We start from the raw sequence: 17,677 nt of genomic DNA on the forward strand, positions 1-17,677 counted from the left end.
CAATTCCCTTGGAGCCACCCACGTGTTGCCCGACACCATCCCCACGGTGACCGTCACCGCCCGCTACCTCACCCCGGACGGACTGGCCCTCACCGGCAACGTCATCTTCCAGGCGCCGACGCTGCTGACGCACACCGGCAGCGACGTCATCCTCGGCGGCCCGATCGTCGCCCAGCTCGACGCGGACGGCCGGATCAAGGCCGCCCTGCCCGCCACGGACGCCCCGGGCATGAACCCGGCGAAGTGGCAGTACACCGTCACCGAGCAGCTGTCCGGGCTGCCGGTGAACCGCACGTACAACATCGTGCTCCCGGCCTCCCAGGCGACCGTCGACCTCGCCGACATCGCCCCGGTCAACCCCGAGGCCCCCGAGTACGTCGCCGTCCCGGGCCCGCCCGGCCCGGCCGGCGCCCCGGGCCCGGCGGGTCCGGCGGGCGCGCCGGGGCTCGTCCGGTCCGTCAACGGCAAGAGCACCGCGGACATCACCCTCGCGGCCGCCGACGTGAAGGCGGTCCCGGCCGCGTCGGTCGGCGTGGCGAACGGTGTCGCGGGCCTCGACGCGACCGGCAAGGTCCCGGCCGCGCAGCTGCCGCCGGGCGCGGTCGCCCCGGTGTCGTCCGTCAACGGCAAGAAGGGCGCGGTCGTCCTGACCGCCGCCGACGTCGGCGCGCTCGACCAGGCGGCGGGTGACCTGCGGTACGCGAAGCCGGCGGACTTCCCCGTCCAGTCCGTCAACGGCGCGACGGGCAAGATCGTACTGACGGCCAACGAGGTCAACGCCGTCCCGGTGGACACGGCGGTGCTGCTGAGCGGCTCGCAGACCATCGAGGGCACGAAGACCTTCATGACGCCGCCGATGTCGATGGGCGCGCCGACCAATGGTGGTCACCTGGTCCGCAAGGACTACGTGGACCTGGTGTCCAGCCCCGGCACCTGGGGGCCGACGGACCTCGGCTTCAAGGCCTGGACGTTCGACCCGGCCACGGCGTCGATGTCGACGTCCACCGAGAAGACCCAGGCACCGCAGTACTGCTCGACCGGCAACGTGTACCTGATGGGTGTCGTCTTCCACACCCCCACGGAGATCAGCAAGCTGGCGTTCTACTGCCACGGCTACGTGGGCAACACCCTCAGCACCGCCTCGTACGCGGGCCTGTACAACGCCGCCGGCGCCCGGGTGGCCGTGACCCCGTCGCTGAAGGACATCTTCCCGGCGGTGCACGAGGGCTCCACCGTCGCCTTCCCCCTCACCGCGTCCTACGTCGCGCAGCCCGGGAAGTACTGGGTCGCCTTCGTCTTCAACGGGCCGGCCACCAAGACCGACGGACCGGGCTTCGCCGCCGGGTCCAACTTCGGCCTCCGCCCGTCCTGTGCCGCCCGCATGCCGGGCGAGTTCGTCCGGCACGGCCGCCTCCCCGCGACGGGCCAGACCTCGCTGCCCGCCTCCTTCACCCCGTCGTCCGTCATCGACGACGCCAACGCCATCTGGGCCGCGGTCGCCTAGGCCGCGTTGTGCCGCCTGCGGCGGCGAGCGTCGCCCTCCGGGCGCGTCCTCGAGCGCCGGACGGGCTTGATTCCGGCTGAGCCCAGCCGATGACAGCCGTCCGGCGCTTGAGGACACCACTCAGCAGCCTTCCCCCTACCCACACAGGAGTGAAACCGCATGGCTACTCCCCTCTCCGCCGACCAGTTCGTCGCCGCCCTCCGCGCCGAGGGGGTGAACGTCGTCGAGGTCGGCGGCTGGCGTGAGCACAACCGCAATCACAAGGGCGCCTGGGGGCCGGTCAACGGCGTGATCATCCATCACACCGTGACCAGCGGCACCCAGGGCAGCGTCGACCTCTGCTACGAGGGCTACGACGAGCTGCCCGGCCCGCTCTGCCACGGTGTCATCGACAAGGCCGGCACCGTCCACCTCGTCGGCAACGGCCGCACCAACCACGCCGGCAGCGGCGACAGCGACGTCCTCGGCGCCGTGGTCGCCGAGACCGCCCTGCCCCGCCCCACGGCGATGGACACCGACGGCAACGCGCGCTTCTACGGCTTCGAGTGCATCAACCTCGGGGACGGCGACGACCCGTGGCCCGCCGCCCAGTTGGAGGCCATCGAGCGGGTGTCCGCCGCCCTCTGCCGCGCGCACGGCTGGAGCTCCGCGTCCGTCATCGGGCACAAGGAGTGGACCAACGACAAGATCGACCCGGTCGGCTTCTCCATGGACGGCATGCGCGGCAAGATCGCGGGCCGTCTCGGCTCCGCGCCGGGCAAGCCGGCCGAGGGCAAGCCCTCCAAGGACACCCAGCCCTACACGGTCCAGCCCGGCGACACCCTCACCGGCATCGCCGAGTCCCACGCCACGAACGTCCCCCGCCTCGTGAGCCTCAATGGCATCAAGGACCCCGATGTCCTGCACCCCGGCCAGGAGCTGAAGGTCCCTGCCGCGGGCAACTCCTACGAGCCCTTCCCCGGCGCCGACTTCTTCAAGAGCGGGCCCGACTCCCCCGTCGTCACCGCCATGGGCCGCCGTCTCGTCGCCGAGGGCTGCTCCGCGTACGCCGAGGGCCCCGGCTCCCGGTGGACCGACGCCGACCGGGACTCCTACGCGAAGTGGCAGCGCAAGCTCGGCTTCAGCAGCTCCGACGCCGACGGCTGGCCGGGCCGGAACTCCTGGGACGCGCTCAAGGTCCCGCGCTCCTCCTGATCACGTCACCACACCTGAACACCCGGAAAGGCCGTCCCTTGTCCGACGCCACCAAGCGGACTCTCCGCACCGTTCTCCAGACCGCCGTCGGCCTCGCGGTCGTCCTTCCCGCGATCGTCGACGCCTCCGGTGTCCCCGCGACCCTCCCCTGGGTCGCGGGGGCGCTGGCCGCCGCGGGCGGCCTCGCCCGCGTCATGGCGCTGCCGGCCGTGCAGACCCTGCTCCCCGCCTGGCTCCGCACCGAGGGCACGCCCCCGAACGGCGACGCCGCGCTGCGCGCCCTCGCCGCCGAGGACGACCGGGGCCGCGCATGAACGACCCCGGCACGGAGGCGTCCGGCACCACCGCCACCGTCGCCCTGGAGCTGGAACGGCTCCGCGGCACGATGGAGGCCGGGTTCGCCCGGGTCGACGGCGCGCTCGCGCTGCTCGTCCAGCGCAGTGACCAGACCGACAAGCAGCTCGCCGACCACGAGTCCCGGCTCTACGCCCTGGAGCGGGCCCGCTGGCCGCTGGCCAGCATCGCCGCGCTCACAGCCCTGGCCGGGCTGGTGCTCTCGGCGTGGGGACTGGCGGCCCGCTAGCGCAGCAGCCCGCTGGGGGCACCTCCCAGCGGTAGCTGGGGGAGTTTGAGGACACCGCCGCGCAGCGGAGGCGCACACACCACGGCCGCCCGCCGGGACCTACGTGCCCATCCCGGCAGGGAACGCCGCAGGGCGGCCACCTCTTCCGAGGTGACCGCCCTGCGCGCGTGTTGTACCGGCTTACTGGTTGTACGGACCGTAGTCGTAGTCCTCCAGCGGCACGGCCTGACCCGAACCCGTCCCGAAGGGCGAGTAGTCGATGTCGTCGTAGCCGACGGCCGAGTACATCGCGGCCTTGGCTTCCTCGGTCGGCTCCACCCGGATGTTGCGGTAGCGGGAGAGACCCGTACCGGCCGGGATGAGCTTACCGATGATGACGTTCTCCTTGAGGCCGATCAGGGAGTCCGACTTGGCGTTGATCGCCGCGTCGGTCAGCACCCGGGTCGTCTCCTGGAAGGACGCCGCCGACAGCCAGGACTCGGTCGCGAGCGAGGCCTTGGTGATACCCATCAGCTGCGGACGGCCGGAGGCGGGGTGACCGCCCTCGGTGACCACACGACGGTTCTCGCCCTCGAAGCGCGTGCGCTCCACGAGCTCGCCCGGCAGCAGCTCCGCGTCGCCGGACTCGATGATCGTCACACGGCGCAGCATCTGCCGGATGATGATCTCGATGTGCTTGTCGTGGATCGACACGCCCTGCGAGTTGTAGACCTTCTGGACTTCGCCGACCAGGTGGACCTGGACCGCGCGCTGGCCGAGGATGCGCAGCACGTCGTGCGGGTTGGTGGCACCCACGGTGAGCTTCTGGCCCACCTCGACGTGCTCACCCTCGCTGACCAGCAGACGGGCACGCTTCGAGATCGGGAACGCCGTCTCGTCGCTGCCGTCGTCCGGAGTGACGACGATCTTCTTGGTCTTCTCGGTCTCCTCGATACGGATGCGGCCGGCCGCCTCCGAGATCGGGGCGACACCCTTGGGCGTACGGGCTTCGAAGAGCTCGACGACACGGGGCAGACCCTGGGTGATGTCGTCACCGGCCACACCACCGGTGTGGAAGGTACGCATCGTCAGCTGGGTACCGGGCTCACCGATCGACTGGGCCGCGATGATACCGACGGCCTCACCGATGTCGACGAGCTTGCCGGTCGCCAGGGAGCGGCCGTAGCAGAAGGCACAGGTGCCGACCGCGGACTCACAGGTCAGGACCGAGCGGGTCTTGACCGTCTCCACACCGTGCGCGACGAGCTGCTCGATGAGCACGTCACCGAGGTCGACGTTGGCAGGCGCGATGACCTTGCCGTCGACGACGACGTCCTCGGCGAGCATACGGGCGTACACGCTGGTCTCGACGTCGTCCGTCTTGCGCAGGACACCGTCGGCGCCCTTGGTCGCGATCGCCAGCTTGAGGCCGCGCTCGGTGCCGCAGTCCTCCTCGCGGATGATCACGTCCTGCGAGACGTCCACCAGACGACGGGTCAGGTAACCCGAGTCGGCGGTACGGAGCGCGGTGTCCGCGAGACCCTTACGGGCACCGTGGGTGGAGATGAAGTACTCCAGCACGGAGAGACCCTCACGGAACGACGCCTTAATGGGTCGCGGGATGGTCTCGTTCTTCGCGTTCGACACCAGACCACGCATACCGGCGATCTGTCGCATCTGCATCATGTTTCCTCGGGCACCCGAGTCAACCATCATGAAGATGGGGTTCGTCTTGGGGAAGTTCGCGTTCATCGCCTCGGCAACCTCGTTGGTCGCCTTGGTCCAGATCGCGATGAGCTCCTGCGTGCGCTCGTCCTTGGTGATCAGACCGCGCTCGTACTGCTTCTGGACCTTCTCGTCCTGGGCCTCGTAGCCCTTGACGATGGCCTTCTTGGCCTCCGGGACGACGATGTCCGTGACGGCGACGGTGACGCCGGAACGGGTCGCCCAGTGGAAGCCCGCAGCCTTCAGGTTGTCGAGCGTCGCCGCCACGATGACCTTGGGGTAGCGCTCGGCCAGGTCGTTGACGATCTCGGAGAGCTGCTTCTTGCCCACCGAGTAGTCGACGAACGGGTAGTCCTCGGGCAGCAGCTCGTTGAAGAGCGCGCGGCCCAGGGTGGTGCGCAGGCGGAAGGTGTCCCCCTGCTGCCACTCCGGCTCACCCTCCTCGGCGACCGGCGGGGTCCAGCCACGCGGCGGGACGGTGCCGATCGGGAAGCGGATGTCGACCTTCGCCTGGAGCGAGAGCTCCCGGGCGTCGAACGCCATGATCGCCTCGGCGACCGAGCCGAAGGACCGGCCCTCGCCGATGACCTTGCGCTCTTCCTCGTCGGTGGTGAGGAAGAACAGGCCCAGCACCATGTCCTGGGTCGGCATGGTGACCGGACGGCCGTCGGCCGGCTTGAGGATGTTGTTCGAGGACAGCATCAGGATGCGGGCCTCGGCCTGCGCCTCCGCGGAGAGCGGCAGGTGCACGGCCATCTGGTCACCGTCGAAGTCCGCGTTGAACGCGGTGCAGACGAGCGGGTGGATCTGGATGGCCTTGCCCTCGACCAGCTGCGGCTCGAAGGCCTGGATGCCGAGACGGTGCAGCGTGGGCGCACGGTTCAGCAGCACCGGGTGCTCGGCGATGACCTCTTCGAGCACGTCGTACACGACCGTGCGGCCGCGCTCGACCATGCGCTTCGCCGACTTGATGTTCTGCGCGTGGTTCAGGTCGACCAGGCGCTTCATCACGAACGGCTTGAAGAGCTCCAGCGCCATGGCCTTGGGCAGACCACACTGGTGCAGCTTCAGCTGCGGACCGACGACGATGACGGAACGCGCGGAGTAGTCCACACGCTTACCGAGCAGGTTCTGACGGAAACGACCCTGCTTGCCCTTGAGCATGTCGCTCAGGGACTTCAGCGGGCGGTTACCCGGACCGGTGACCGGACGGCCACGGCGGCCGTTGTCGAACAGCGCGTCGACGGCCTCCTGCAGCATCCGCTTCTCGTTGTTCACGATGATCTCGGGGGCACCGAGGTCAAGGAGACGCTTGAGGCGGTTGTTGCGGTTGATCACACGGCGGTACAGGTCGTTCAGGTCGGAGGTCGCGAAGCGGCCACCGTCCAGCTGCACCATCGGACGCAGGTCCGGCGGGATCACGGGGATGCAGTCGAGCACCATGCCGCTGGGGCTGTTGCGGGTCTGCAGGAAGGCGGAGACGACCTTGAGGCGCTTGAGCGCACGGGTCTTCTTCTGGCCCTTGCCGGTCCGGATGATCTCGCGGAGGCGCTCGGCCTCCTCGTCGAGGTCGAAGGACTCCAGGCGCTTCTGCAGCGCGGCGGCGCCCATCGCACCCATGAAGTAGGTGCCGAAGCGGTCGCGCAGCTCGCGGTAGAGCAGCTCGTCGCCCTCGAGGTCCTGGACCTTGAGGTTCTTGAAGCGGCTCCACACCTCGTCGAGGCGGTCGATCTCGCGCTGCGCGCGGTCGCGCAGCTGCTTCATCTCACGCTCGGCGCCCTCGCGCACCTTGCGGCGCACGTCGGCCTTGGCACCCTCGGCCTCGAGCTCGGCCAGGTCGGACTCGAGCTTCTTGGCGCGGGCCTCGAGGTCGGCGTCACGACGCTGCTCGATCTGCTGACGCTCGACGGAGACGTGGGCCTCCAGCGAGGGCAGGTCGCGCGTGCGGCGCTCCTCGTCCACCCACGTGATCATGTAGGCGGCGAAGTAGATGACCTTCTCGAGGTCCTTCGGGGCGAGGTCGAGCAGGTAGCCCAGCCGCGACGGAACGCCCTTGAAGTACCAGATGTGGGTCACGGGAGCGGCAAGCTCGATGTGGCCCATCCGCTCACGACGCACCTTGGCGCGAGTGACCTCGACGCCGCAGCGCTCACAGATGATGCCCTTGAAGCGGACACGCTTGTACTTGCCGCAGTAGCACTCCCAGTCCCGGGTCGGACCGAAGATCTTCTCGCAGAAGAGTCCGTCCTTTTCGGGCTTCAGGGTGCGGTAGTTGATGGTCTCAGGCTTCTTGACCTCGCCGTGGGACCAGGTTCGGATGTCGTCCGCGGTCGCCAGGCCGATCCGCAGCTCGTCGAAGAAGTTGACGTCGAGCACTGTTCGTCAATCCCTCTTTCAGGGTTTGTGCCCCCTCGCGCCAGCGAGTTAGTGGGCTCTACATCATGGTCTGGGGGTCCGGGGACGGCCGGGGCTCTGCTAGAGAGCCCCGACCAGACCCGTCAGACCTCTTCGACGCTGCTCGGCTCGCGCCGGGACAGGTCGATACCGAGCTCTTCCGCAGCGCGGAAGACGTCCTCGTCCGTGTCGCGCATCTCGATGGACATGCCGTCCGAGGACAGCACCTCCACGTTGAGGCACAGGGACTGCATTTCCTTGATGAGCACCTTGAAGGACTCGGGAATGCCGGGCTCGGGGATGTTCTCGCCCTTGACGATGGCCTCGTAGACCTTCACGCGGCCGGTGACGTCGTCGGACTTGATGGTCAGCAGCTCCTGGAGGGCGTATGCGGCGCCGTATGCCTCCAGCGCCCACACCTCCATCTCACCGAAGCGCTGGCCACCGAACTGAGCCTTACCACCCAGCGGCTGCTGAGTGATCATCGAGTACGGACCGGTCGAACGGGCGTGCAGCTTGTCGTCGACCAGGTGGTGCAGCTTGAGGATGTACATGTACCCGACCGAGATCGGGTCCGGGAACGGCTCGCCGGAGCGGCCGTCGAACATCCGGGCCTTGCCCGAGGGCAGGACCAGACGGTCACCGTCACGGTTGGGGATCGTGGACTCGAAGAGACCGGCGATCTCGTCCTCGCGGGCGCCGTCGAAGACCGGGGTCGCGACGTTGGTGCCGGCGGCGACATCGTCGGCGCCGATCGCCTGCAGACGCTTCATCCAGTCCTCGTCGCCCTCGACCTTCCAGCCGCGGCTGGCGAGCCAGCCGAGGTGGATCTCGAGGACCTGTCCCGGGTTCATTCGGGACGGGACACCGAGCGGGTTGAGGATGATGTCGACCGGGGTGCCGTCCTCGAGGAACGGCATGTCCTCGACGGGCAGGATCTTCGAGATGACGCCCTTGTTGCCGTGACGGCCGGCGAGCTTGTCACCATCGGTGATCTTGCGCTTCTGCGCCACGTAGACGCGGACCAGCTGGTTCACGCCCGGGGGCAGCTCGTCGCCCTCTTCGCGGTCGAAGACGCGGACGCCGATGACCTTGCCGATCTCGCCGTGCGGGACCTTCAGCGAGGTGTCACGGACCTCACGGGCCTTCTCACCGAAGATCGCGCGGAGCAGGCGCTCCTCCGGGGTCAGCTCGGTCTCACCCTTGGGCGTGACCTTGCCGACGAGGATGTCGCCGGCGACGACCTCGGCACCGATGCGGATGATGCCGCGCTCGTCGAGGTCGGCGAGGACCTCCTCGGAGACGTTCGGGATGTCCCGGGTGATCTCCTCGGGGCCCAGCTTGGTGTCACGGGCGTCGACCTCGTGCTCCTCGATGTGGATCGAGGAGAGGACGTCGTCCTGCACGAGGCGCTGCGACAGGATGATCGCGTCCTCGTAGTTGTGGCCTTCCCACGGCATGAACGCCACGAGGAGGTTCTTGCCGAGCGCCATCTCGCCCTCGTCCGTGGACGGGCCGTCGGCGAGCACCTGACCGGTGATCACGCGGGCGCCCTCGTCCACGACGACCTTCTGGTTGAAGGACGTGCCCTGGTTCGAGCGGGAGAACTTCGCGACCCGGTACGTGTTGTACGTGCCGTCGTCGTTGGCGACGGTGACGTAGTCCGCGGAGACCTCCTGGACCACACCGTCCTTCTCGGCCTTGATGACGTCACCGGCGTCGACCGCACAGCGGTACTCCATGCCGGTGCCGACCAGCGGGGCCTCCGCCTTGATCAGCGGAACGGCCTGGCGCATCATGTTCGATCCCATGAGCGCGCGGTTGGCGTCGTCGTGCTCGAGGAACGGGATCATGGCGGTCGCGACCGACACCATCTGGCGCGGGGAGACGTCCATGTAGTCGATGTCCGTGCCGGGCACGTAGTCGATCTCGCCGCCACGACGGCGGACCAGGACGCGGTCCTCGGCGTAGGTGTTCTCGTCCGTCAGCGGGGCGTTCGCCTGCGCGATGACGAAGCGGTCCTCCTCGTCGGCGGTGAGGAAGTCCACCTGGTCGGTGACGACACCGTCGACGACCTTGCGGTACGGGGTCTCGACGAAACCGAACGCGTTGACGCGGCCGTACGAGGCGAGCGAGCCGATCAGACCGATGTTCGGGCCTTCGGGCGTCTCGATCGGGCACATGCGGCCGTAGTGCGACGGGTGAACGTCTCGGACCTCGAAGCCGGCCCGCTCACGGGACAGACCACCGGGGCCCAGCGCGGACAGACGACGCTTGTGGGTCAGGCCCGACAGCGGGTTCGTCTGGTCCATGAACTGGGACAGCTGGCTGGTGCCGAAGAACTCCTTGATGGAGGCGACGACCGGCCGGATGTTGATCAGGGTCTGCGGCGTGATCGCCTCGACGTCCTGGGTGGTCATCCGCTCGCGGACGACGCGCTCCATACGAGCCAGACCCGTGCGGACCTGGTTCTGGATGAGCTCGCCGACGTTGCGCAGACGACGGTTGCCGAAGTGGTCGATGTCGTCGGTCTCGACGACGATCGTGGTGCCGTTCTGGCCCACGGTCTCCGTCTCGCCGGCGTGCAGCTTCACCAGGTACTTGATCGTCGCGATGATGTCGTCGACGGTCAGCACACCGGCATCGAGCGGCTGGTCCGCACCGAGCTTCTTGTTGGCCTTGTAGCGGCCGACCTTCGCGAGGTCGTAGCGCTTGGGGTTGAAGTAGAGGTTCTCGAGCAGCGTCTGCGCGGCCTCACGGGTCGGCGGCTCGCCCGGACGCAGCTTGCGGTAGATGTCGAGCAGCGCGTCGTCCTGGCCCTGGGTGTGGTCCTTCTCCAGGGTGGCGCGCATCGACTCGTACTCGCCGAACTCCTCGAGGATCTGCTCGGTCGTCCAACCGAGAGCCTTCAGGAGAACGGTCACGGACTGCTTGCGCTTGCGGTCGATGCGGACACCGACCAGGTCGCGCTTGTCGACCTCGAGCTCCAGCCACGCACCGCGGGAGGGGATCACCCGGGCGGAGAAGATGTCCTTGTCGGACGTCTTGTCGATGGAGGAGTCGAAGTAGACACCAGGCGAGCGGACCAGCTGCGACACGACGACACGCTCGGTGCCGTTGATGCAGAAGGTGCCCTTGTTGGTCATGAGCGGGAAGTCGCCCATGAAGACCGTCTGAGACTTGATCTCACCGGTCTCGTTGTTGGTGAACTCCGCGGTGACGAAGAGCGGGGCCGCGTACGTGAAGTCGCGCTCCTTGCACTCGTCGATGGAGTTCTTCGGCGGCTCGAAACGGTGGTCGCGGAAGGTCAGCGACATCGACCCGGAGAAGTCCTCGATCGGGGAGATCTCTTCGAAGATCTCCTCCAGACCGGACTTGGTGGGGACGTCTTGACCACTGTCCAGCGCAGCCTCGACGCGAGCCTTCCAGGCGGCGTTGCCGAGCAGCCAGTCGAAGCTCTCGGTCTGCAGCGCAAGGAGGTTCGGAACCTCGAGGGGCTCCTTGATCTTCGCAAAAGAGATGCGCAGCGGGGCGGTGCTGGCGCCGTTGTTCGTATTGGCAGTCGAGGCGTTGCGCGAGGCGGCCAAGAGGGGGTCCTTCCGAGGGCTCGGACTCACTACGCGCGTACCGGTCCCGCTCCGTGCATACGAGAGAAATCCCAGCTCAGTGGGTTTCCATCAGCAGTGCTCGACAGCGGGCATGCCCCTGGTGACGGGCAGGGAGCAGCTAACAGGCAGCGCAAAGGGTCAGTGTAGCCACTTGGCCCACTGATGTCCAGAGCGGAATTCCGGAGACCGGTGCGATACCAATCTCTCCCTCCGGGATCCTGTTGTTCCTCGCGTCTGGCACATCGCCTGACGCAAGGCTTCCCTCTTCGTCTTCGATCCATGCCTCGGCCTTTGGATCGATGTGACGCGCGTCCTGAGAATTGCGCGCGACGTGCCGTTCGTCAAGGCCCCTCGGCACCGGGCGGCCCCGTGGAAGCCCCTCAGCAGCCCCCGTGACCCCTCTGAGCGGCCACCTGTGGACCGCACGACGGGGACAACGAAGATCACCATACTCGTCCCCGGCCACAGGGCAAGGCATCTGCCGGGGGAACGCCCAAGGGCGACCACCCGCATGGGTGATCGCCCTTGAGTTCGCGCTACCGGAACGTGTCCGACGGCACAGGAGAGTCAGCAGACTCCGAAGGTCACTTGACCTCGACGGAGGCGCCGGCGCCCTTGAGGGCCTCGGCGGCCTTCTCCGCGGCGTCCTTGGCGACCTTCTCGAGGACCGGCTTCGGGGTGCCGTCGACGAGGTCCTTGGCCTCCTTCAGGCCCAGGGAGGTCAGCTCACGCACGACCTTGATGACCTGGATCTTCTTGTCACCGGCGGCGGTGAGGATGACGTCGAACTCGTCCTGCTCCTCGACGGCCTCGGCGGCGCCACCAGCGGCACCACCGGCGGCGGCAACGGCGACCGGGGCGGCGGCGGTGACGTCGAACTTCTCCTCGAACGCCTTCACGAACGCGGAGAGCTCGATGAGGGTCATGTCCTCGAACTGCGCGAGCAGGTCGTCCTGGCTGAGCTTCGCCATGATTGGCGGTCCTTCCACTAATTCGGCTGGTGCCGGATGTACATTTCGGCGGGCGTACTACGGGCCCGCTGCGACCGTGACGGACGCGAGGTCACACGCTTGCGCGTGATTACTCGGCAGCCTCGGCCTCGACGGGAGCCGGCGTACCGGCACCGCCCTGCTCGACCTTCGCGCGAAGCGCCTCCGCAGTGCGGACGAACTTCGACGGCAGGGCCTGGAAGAGCGCGGCAGCCTGGGACTGCTTGCCCTTCATGGCACCCGCCAGCTTGGCGAGCAGAACCTCGCGGGACTCGAGGTCCGCAAGCTTCTTGATCTCATCGGCGGACAGCGCCTTACCGTCAAGGACACCGCCCTTGATGATCAGGTTCGGGTTCTCCTTGGCGAAGTCACGAAGACCCTTCGCCGACTCCACCGGGTCACCGGTGATGAAGGCAACCGCCGTCGGACCAGTGAAGTGGTCGTCGAGCGTGGTGATCCCGGCCTCGTTGGCCGCAATCTTGGTCAGCGTGTTCTTCACCACGGCGTACTGGGCGTTCTCACCGAGCGAACGGCGCAGCTCCTTGAGCTGTGCCACGGTGAGACCGCGGTACTCGGTCAGCACGGCGGCGTTCGAGCTGCGGAACTGGTCCGTCAGCTCGGCAACCGCGGCAGACTTGTCGGGCCTCGCCATGAGCCTCGGCCTCCTTCCGGGTGATTCGGACCGCATAGACACGCGAAGGGACCTGGGCAAAACGAAACGCCCCGGCGCAGGCGCTCGGGGCGTGTACTCGACCGTCCGGACCAGAAGTCCTCACGGGAGTTCATCCTCAAATCACCTGCGCAGGTCGCCCGCAGCTAGCGGATCCTTCGGCCACCACACCTTCTTGCGAAGGCACAGCAACGACCAGCGGTCTTTGGCTTCTGGCTCAAGGTACGTGAAGGGGGCGCCCGGAAGCAAATCGCCTCCCGCGGGGTGGTTTGAGCGCTGCTCAGCGGGGGTGTGGCGGCCTCTCGTGAGAGGCGCTCCCTTTCGGGTGGCCCGCCGCCGCGAGACGCTCAGAAGGCCCGCCAGGCGCCTGTGCGGGCGCGCATACGAAAAGACCGGGCCCCGCACCCTCGAAGGGTGCGGGGCCCGGCCCGGTAACGATCGCCGCTCGCTACGAGAACGCGTCTATCAGACGGTCTCGTCCTCCGCGAGGAGGTTGCGGGTGCGGTTGGAGTCCAGCGGGATGCCGGGGCCCATCGTCGTGGTGAGGGTCGCCTTCTTGATGTAGCGGCCCTTGGCGGCGGACGGCTTCAGACGAAGGATCTCGTCCAGCGCCGCGGCGTAGTTCTCGACCAGCTTCGTCTCGTCGAAGGAGACCTTGCCGATGATGAAGTGCAGGTTCGAGTGCTTGTCGACGCGGAACTCGATCTTGCCGCCCTTGATGTCCGTGACAGCCTTCGCCACGTCCGGGGTGACCGTGCCGGTCTTCGGGTTCGGCATCAGACCACGCGGACCGAGCACGCGGCCGAGGCGGCCGACCTTGCCCATGAGGTCCGGGGTGGCGACGACGGCGTCGAAGTCCAGACGGCCCTTCGCAACCTCGTCGATCAGTTCGTCGGAGCCGACGATGTCGGCGCCGGCGGCTTCCGCGGCCGCAGCACGGTCACCGGTCGCGAAGACCAGGACCCGGGCGGTCTTACCGGTGCCGTGCGGAAGGTTCACGGTGCCACGGACCATCTGGTCGGCCTTGCGCGGGTCAACGCCCAGACGCATGGCGACCTCGACGGTGCCGTCGAACTTGGTGGCGGAGGTGTCCTTCGCGAGACGGACGGCCTCGAGGGGGGCGTACAGGCGCTCCGCCTCGACCTTGGCGTCCGCAGCGCGGAGAGTCTTGCTGCGCTTCACTGCTTCTCCTCAGTGGTTATGGAGTCGTGGTGCGGACCAGCGCTGGTCCTTCCACGGGTACTGCGGGGGGTGGAGGCTGATCAGCCCGCGCGTTTTCGCTCGGGCTTCCTCACTCGCTCGCTACGCGGTCGACCTCGCTGCGCTCGGCCGGCCACTGCGCGAACTCGTTCGTCAGCCCTCGACCGTGATGCCCATGGAACGGGCGGTGCCGGCGATGATCTTCTCGGCGGCGTCCAGGTCGTTGGCGTTCAGGTCGGGCATCTTCGTGGTGGCGATGTCACGAACCTGGTCGCGGGTGATCTTGGCGACCTTCTTGACGTGCGGCTCGCCGGAGCCCTTCTCCACGCCCGCGGCCTTGAGGATCAGCTTCGCGGCCGGCGGGGTCTTCGTCACGAAGGTGAAGGAGCGGTCTTCGTAGACCGTGATCTCCACCGGCACGACCATGCCACGCTGCGACTCGGTCGCGGCGTTGTAGGCCTTGCAGAACTCCATGATGTTGACGCCGTGCTGGCCGAGCGCGGGGCCGACCGGCGGGGCCGGGTTCGCGGCACCGGCGCTGATCTGGAGCTTGATAAGCCCCGTGATCTTCTTCTTCTTGGGAGGCATTGCTCTCTCCGGGTCCTAGTGAGAGTTTTTTTGCCTGCGCACAGAGCGCGCAGGCATACCGCACCACGATAACGGGTAACATGGCTCGGCCAAAAACCGAGCAGGTCAGACCAGCTGCAAGCAGCCAATCTGACCTGTTCGGAGGCTTGTGTCCCGGAAGAAACTAGTTCTTCTGGATCTGGTCGAAGCTGAGCTCGACCGGGGTCTCGCGACCGAAGATCTCGACGAGGCCCTTGACCTTCTTCGAGTCGGCGTTGATCTCGTTGATCGTCGCCTGCAGCGTCGCGAACGGGCCGTCGGTGACGGTGACCGAGTCGCCCACCTCGAAGTCCAGCACCTGGACCTCGACCTTGCGGGACGGAGCGGGCTTGCCCTCGGCCTCGGCGGCCTCGCGGGCGGCCTTCTCCTCGGCCTCCGGGGCGAGCATCTTGACGATCTCGTCCAGGGTCAGCGGGTACGGGTCGTAGGCGTTGCCCACGAAGCCGGTGACGCCGGGGGTGTTGCGGACGACGCCCCAGGACTCGTTCGTCAGGTCCATGCGCACCAGCACGTAGCCGGGGAGCTTGTTCTGGCGGACGGTGCGGCGGTCGCCGTTCTTGATCTGGACGACCTCTTCCTGCGGCACCTCGGCCTGGAAGATGTAGTCCTCGACGTTGAGCGAGACGGCGCGCTGCTCGAGGTTGGTCTTCACGCGGTTCTCGTAACCCGCGTAGGTGTGGATGACGTACCACTCGCCGGGCAGACCGCGCAGCTCGTCGCGGAGGGCGGCGACCGGGTCGACGGGGGCCTGCTCCTCGGCGGGCTCCTCGGTCTCTTCCCCGGCCTCGGCCGGGGCGGCTTCGGCGACGTCCTCGGCGGACTCGTCGGAGAGCTCGGCGTCCTCGTCCTCGACGTGGATGGCGTCCTGCTCGGCCGGCTCGCCGGCGGCGTCGTCCTCGGCGTCGAGCTCGTCGACGCCGTCGGCGTTCTCGACGATCTGAAGCTCGGTGTCGTCGCCGACCTCGTCCGAGGCAGCCGGCGCGTCCACGTCGGCCGTTGCCGCCTCGACGGGCTCGACGGCGTCGTTCAGGTTCGGGTCAGACACGTGGCTGCTTCTTCCTGGCTTCAAGGGGTGGAACGTGCGAAGGGGCGGCTCTCCTGAGAGCAGCCGCCCTACGCGCGGGTTCAGCCGAAGACGTACTTGACGGCGTTCTCGAACCCATAGTCAATCACGGTCACCAGACCAATGACGATGAGGACAAAGACGATCACCACGGTGGTGTACGTCGAGAGCTGGCTCCTGGTGGGCCAGACGACCTTGCGGAGTTCCGCTACTACCTGGCGGTAAAAGAGTGCGAGGCGCCCGATGGGGCCCTTCTTCCCGCGCTTCCCGCCGCGGCGGCCCTTCTTGGCGGCCACCTCGTCCTCGGGACGACCGCTCTCAGGCGTCGCGGTGGAGCCAAGGGCTTCCGTCACTACGTCCTCACCTGAATCCGGGTCGTGGCCGTGCCGCGCCCGGTTGAGCCGCACGGCGGTGCATTTCAGTACGTACGCATGCACGCACCCTGGTGACGATGCGTGTAGCAGGGCCGAAGGGACTTGAACCCCCAACCGCTGGTTTTGGAGACCAGTGCTCTACCAATTGAGCTACGACCCTTTGTGGTTCCCCCAACGTACCGCATCCACTCGGGTGCACGGTGTGTGCGGAGTGGAGTCGCCTGTGAGGGGCCAACGACGCATGAGTGTACGTGCTCCGGAGCCCAGCGTCGAACAGCCGGGGTGCGAGGCGCCTGGATGGAGCCGTGAGAGGGACGCGGGAGAGGGGTCCCGTACGTCGCCGCGGCCGTCCGTGAAACCCGTGTGCCCGGTTCGTTCCGGGTCTGGGACGATGCCCTCATGACCGCTGCCACTCCTCCCGCACAGTCCCCCACCGACCGTCGGGTGTCGGCCCGCATCGGGTCGATCTCCGAGTCCGCGACCCTCGCCGTGGACGCCAAGGCGAAGGCCCTCAAGGCCGCCGGGCGTCCGGTGATCGGCTTCGGCGCGGGCGAGCCCGACTTCCCCACGCCCGACTACATCGTCGAGGCCGCGGTGGAGGCCTGCCGCAACCCGAAGTTCCACCGCTACACCCCGGCCGGCGGGCTCCCCGAGCTCAAGGCCGCGATCGTCGCGAAGACGCTGCGCGACTCGGGCTACGAGATCGACGCCTCCCAGGTGCTCGTCACCAACGGCGGCAAGCAGGCCATCTACGAGGCCTTCGCCGCGATCCTCGACCCGGGCGACGAGGTCATCGTCCCGGCCCCGTACTGGACCACCTACCCCGAGTCGATCCGCCTCGCGGGCGGTGTCCCGGTGGACGTCGTCGCGGACGAGACGACCGGCTACCGCGTCTCGGTCGAGCAGCTCGAGGCGGCCCGTACGCCGAACACGAAGGTGCTGCTCTTCGTCTCCCCGTCGAACCCGACCGGCGCGGTGTACACCCGGGCGCAGGTCGAGGAGATCGGCCGCTGGGCCGCCGAGCACGGCCTGTGGGTGCTGACCGACGAGATCTACGAGCACCTGGTCTACGGCGACGCCGAGTTCTGCTCGCTGCCCGTCGTGGTGCCGGAGCTGCGCGACAAGTGCGTCGTGGTCAACGGTGTCGCGAAGACCTACGCGATGACCGGCTGGCGCGTGGGGTGGATCGTCGGCCCGAAGGACGTCGTGAAGGCCGCCACGAACCTCCAGTCGCACGCCACGTCCAACGTCTCCAACGTGGCGCAGATGGCGGCCCTGGCCGCCGTCTCGGGCGATCTGACGGCCGTCGAGGAGATGAAGGTCTCCTTCGACCGCCGCCGCCGCACGATCGTCCGGATGCTCAACGAGATCGACGGCGTGCTGTGCCCCGAGCCGGAGGGCGCGTTCTACGCCTACCCGTCCGTGAAGGACCTGCTCGGCAAGGAGATCCGCGGCAAGCGCCCCGCCACGTCCGTGGAGCTGGCCGCGCTGATCCTCGACGAGGCCGAGGTCGCGGTCGTCCCCGGTGAGGCCTTCGGGACGCCGGGCTACCTGCGCCTGTCCTACGCCCTGGGCGACGAGGACCTGATCGAGGGCGTCTCGCGGATCCAGAAGCTGCTCGCCGAGGCCAAGGCGTAACGCCTGACGGCTGTGCGCGGACAGAACGCGGGTCTCCGGCTGTGGCCGGGGGCCCGCGTTCTGCTTTCGGCTTTGCATTCGCCTCAGCCCTCGTTCAGGTAATTCCCCTACCGCTTGTCACACGTATAC

General features: G+C 67.9%; 13 protein-coding genes and 1 tRNA gene. 5 read left to right on the top strand and 9 right to left on the bottom strand.

The window, feature by feature from the left end:
* Positions 1-22: 22 nt before the first annotated feature.
* The 4 genes from JO379_RS15260 to JO379_RS15275 all read left to right on the top strand — a co-directional run bounded on the left by JO379_RS15260 (position 23) and on the right by JO379_RS15275 (position 3,281).
* Positions 23-1,504, top strand: coding sequence for a phage tail protein (locus JO379_RS15260; RefSeq protein WP_130878959.1), 1,482 nt, complete (start codon positions 23-25; stop codon positions 1,502-1,504).
* Positions 1,505-1,663: 159 nt separating this feature from the next.
* Positions 1,664-2,698 (top strand): peptidoglycan-binding protein, encoded by a 1,035-nt coding sequence (locus tag JO379_RS15265; protein WP_209515367.1) that lies wholly within the window; start codon positions 1,664-1,666, stop codon positions 2,696-2,698.
* A 38-nt stretch (positions 2,699-2,736) separates the two neighbouring features.
* Complete coding sequence (locus JO379_RS15270; RefSeq protein ID WP_130878957.1) at positions 2,737-3,012, top strand: hypothetical protein; 276 nt, start codon at positions 2,737-2,739, stop codon at positions 3,010-3,012.
* Positions 3,009-3,281: a hypothetical protein gene (locus JO379_RS15275; RefSeq protein ID WP_130878956.1), complete on the top strand. Its 273-nt coding sequence runs from the start codon at positions 3,009-3,011 to the stop codon at positions 3,279-3,281. The genes JO379_RS15270 and JO379_RS15275 overlap by 4 nt, the downstream gene beginning before the upstream one ends.
* A 180-nt stretch (positions 3,282-3,461) precedes the next feature.
* On the opposite strand, the gene JO379_RS15280 is transcribed toward JO379_RS15275, so the two are convergent.
* The 9 genes from JO379_RS15280 to JO379_RS15320 form a co-directional block, all read right to left on the bottom strand.
* Positions 3,462-7,361, bottom strand: a complete 3,900-nt coding sequence (locus JO379_RS15280) for a DNA-directed RNA polymerase subunit beta' (protein ID WP_130878955.1) — start codon at positions 7,359-7,361, stop codon at positions 3,462-3,464.
* Positions 7,362-7,483: 122 nt separating this feature from the next.
* Positions 7,484-10,966, bottom strand: a complete 3,483-nt coding sequence (gene rpoB / locus JO379_RS15285) for a DNA-directed RNA polymerase subunit beta (protein ID WP_130878954.1) — start codon at positions 10,964-10,966, stop codon at positions 7,484-7,486.
* 605 nt (positions 10,967-11,571) lie between these two features.
* Entirely contained in the window at positions 11,572-11,958 is a 387-nt protein-coding gene (gene rplL, locus JO379_RS15290; protein ID WP_130878953.1) for a 50S ribosomal protein L7/L12, read from the bottom strand.
* Positions 11,959-12,067: 109 nt separating this feature from the next.
* Positions 12,068-12,628 carry a 50S ribosomal protein L10 gene (gene rplJ, locus JO379_RS15295; RefSeq protein ID WP_130878952.1) on the bottom strand — a complete coding sequence of 187 codons (561 nt, stop codon included), beginning with the start codon at positions 12,626-12,628 and terminating at the stop codon, positions 12,068-12,070.
* Positions 12,629-13,111: 483 nt separating this feature from the next.
* Entirely contained in the window at positions 13,112-13,828 is a 717-nt protein-coding gene (gene rplA, locus JO379_RS15300; protein WP_130878951.1) for a 50S ribosomal protein L1, read from the bottom strand.
* Positions 13,829-13,999: 171 nt separating this feature from the next.
* The gene (gene rplK, locus JO379_RS15305) at positions 14,000-14,434 is read right to left on the bottom strand and encodes a 50S ribosomal protein L11 (protein WP_130878950.1); all 435 of its coding nucleotides are present in this window, start codon (positions 14,432-14,434) and stop codon (positions 14,000-14,002) included.
* Positions 14,435-14,597: 163 nt separating this feature from the next.
* Positions 14,598-15,518 carry a transcription termination/antitermination protein NusG gene (gene nusG, locus JO379_RS15310; RefSeq protein WP_130878949.1) on the bottom strand — a complete coding sequence of 307 codons (921 nt, stop codon included), beginning with the start codon at positions 15,516-15,518 and terminating at the stop codon, positions 14,598-14,600.
* Positions 15,519-15,598: 80 nt separating this feature from the next.
* Positions 15,599-15,889, bottom strand: a complete 291-nt coding sequence (gene secE, locus JO379_RS15315; protein WP_130879202.1) for a preprotein translocase subunit SecE — start codon at positions 15,887-15,889, stop codon at positions 15,599-15,601.
* Positions 15,890-15,997: 108 nt separating this feature from the next.
* Positions 15,998-16,070: transfer RNA gene (locus JO379_RS15320), tRNA-Trp, on the bottom strand.
* A 239-nt stretch (positions 16,071-16,309) separates the two neighbouring features.
* On the opposite strand from JO379_RS15320, the gene JO379_RS15325 reads away from it, so the two are divergent.
* On the top strand, positions 16,310-17,548 hold the full coding sequence (locus JO379_RS15325) for a pyridoxal phosphate-dependent aminotransferase (RefSeq protein WP_130878948.1): 1,239 nt from the start codon (positions 16,310-16,312) through the stop codon (positions 17,546-17,548).
* Positions 17,549-17,677 lie beyond the last annotated feature (129 nt).

Source organism: Streptomyces syringium, from assembly GCF_017876625.1.
Lineage (GTDB): Bacteria > Actinomycetota > Actinomycetes > Streptomycetales > Streptomycetaceae > Streptomyces > Streptomyces syringius.

Coding starts and splice junctions, on each gene's coding strand:
- JO379_RS15265 (WP_209515367.1), top strand. CDS start 1,664: ATGGCTACTCCCCTCTCCGCCGACCAGTTCGTCGCCGCCCTCCGCGCC.
- rplK (WP_130878950.1), bottom strand. CDS start 14,434: ATGCCTCCCAAGAAGAAGAAGATCACGGGGCTTATCAAGCTCCAGATC.
- JO379_RS15325 (WP_130878948.1), top strand. CDS start 16,310: ATGACCGCTGCCACTCCTCCCGCACAGTCCCCCACCGACCGTCGGGTG.
- rplJ (WP_130878952.1), bottom strand. CDS start 12,628: ATGGCGAGGCCCGACAAGTCTGCCGCGGTTGCCGAGCTGACGGACCAG.
- JO379_RS15275 (WP_130878956.1), top strand. CDS start 3,009: ATGAACGACCCCGGCACGGAGGCGTCCGGCACCACCGCCACCGTCGCC.
- rplL (WP_130878953.1), bottom strand. CDS start 11,958: ATGGCGAAGCTCAGCCAGGACGACCTGCTCGCGCAGTTCGAGGACATG.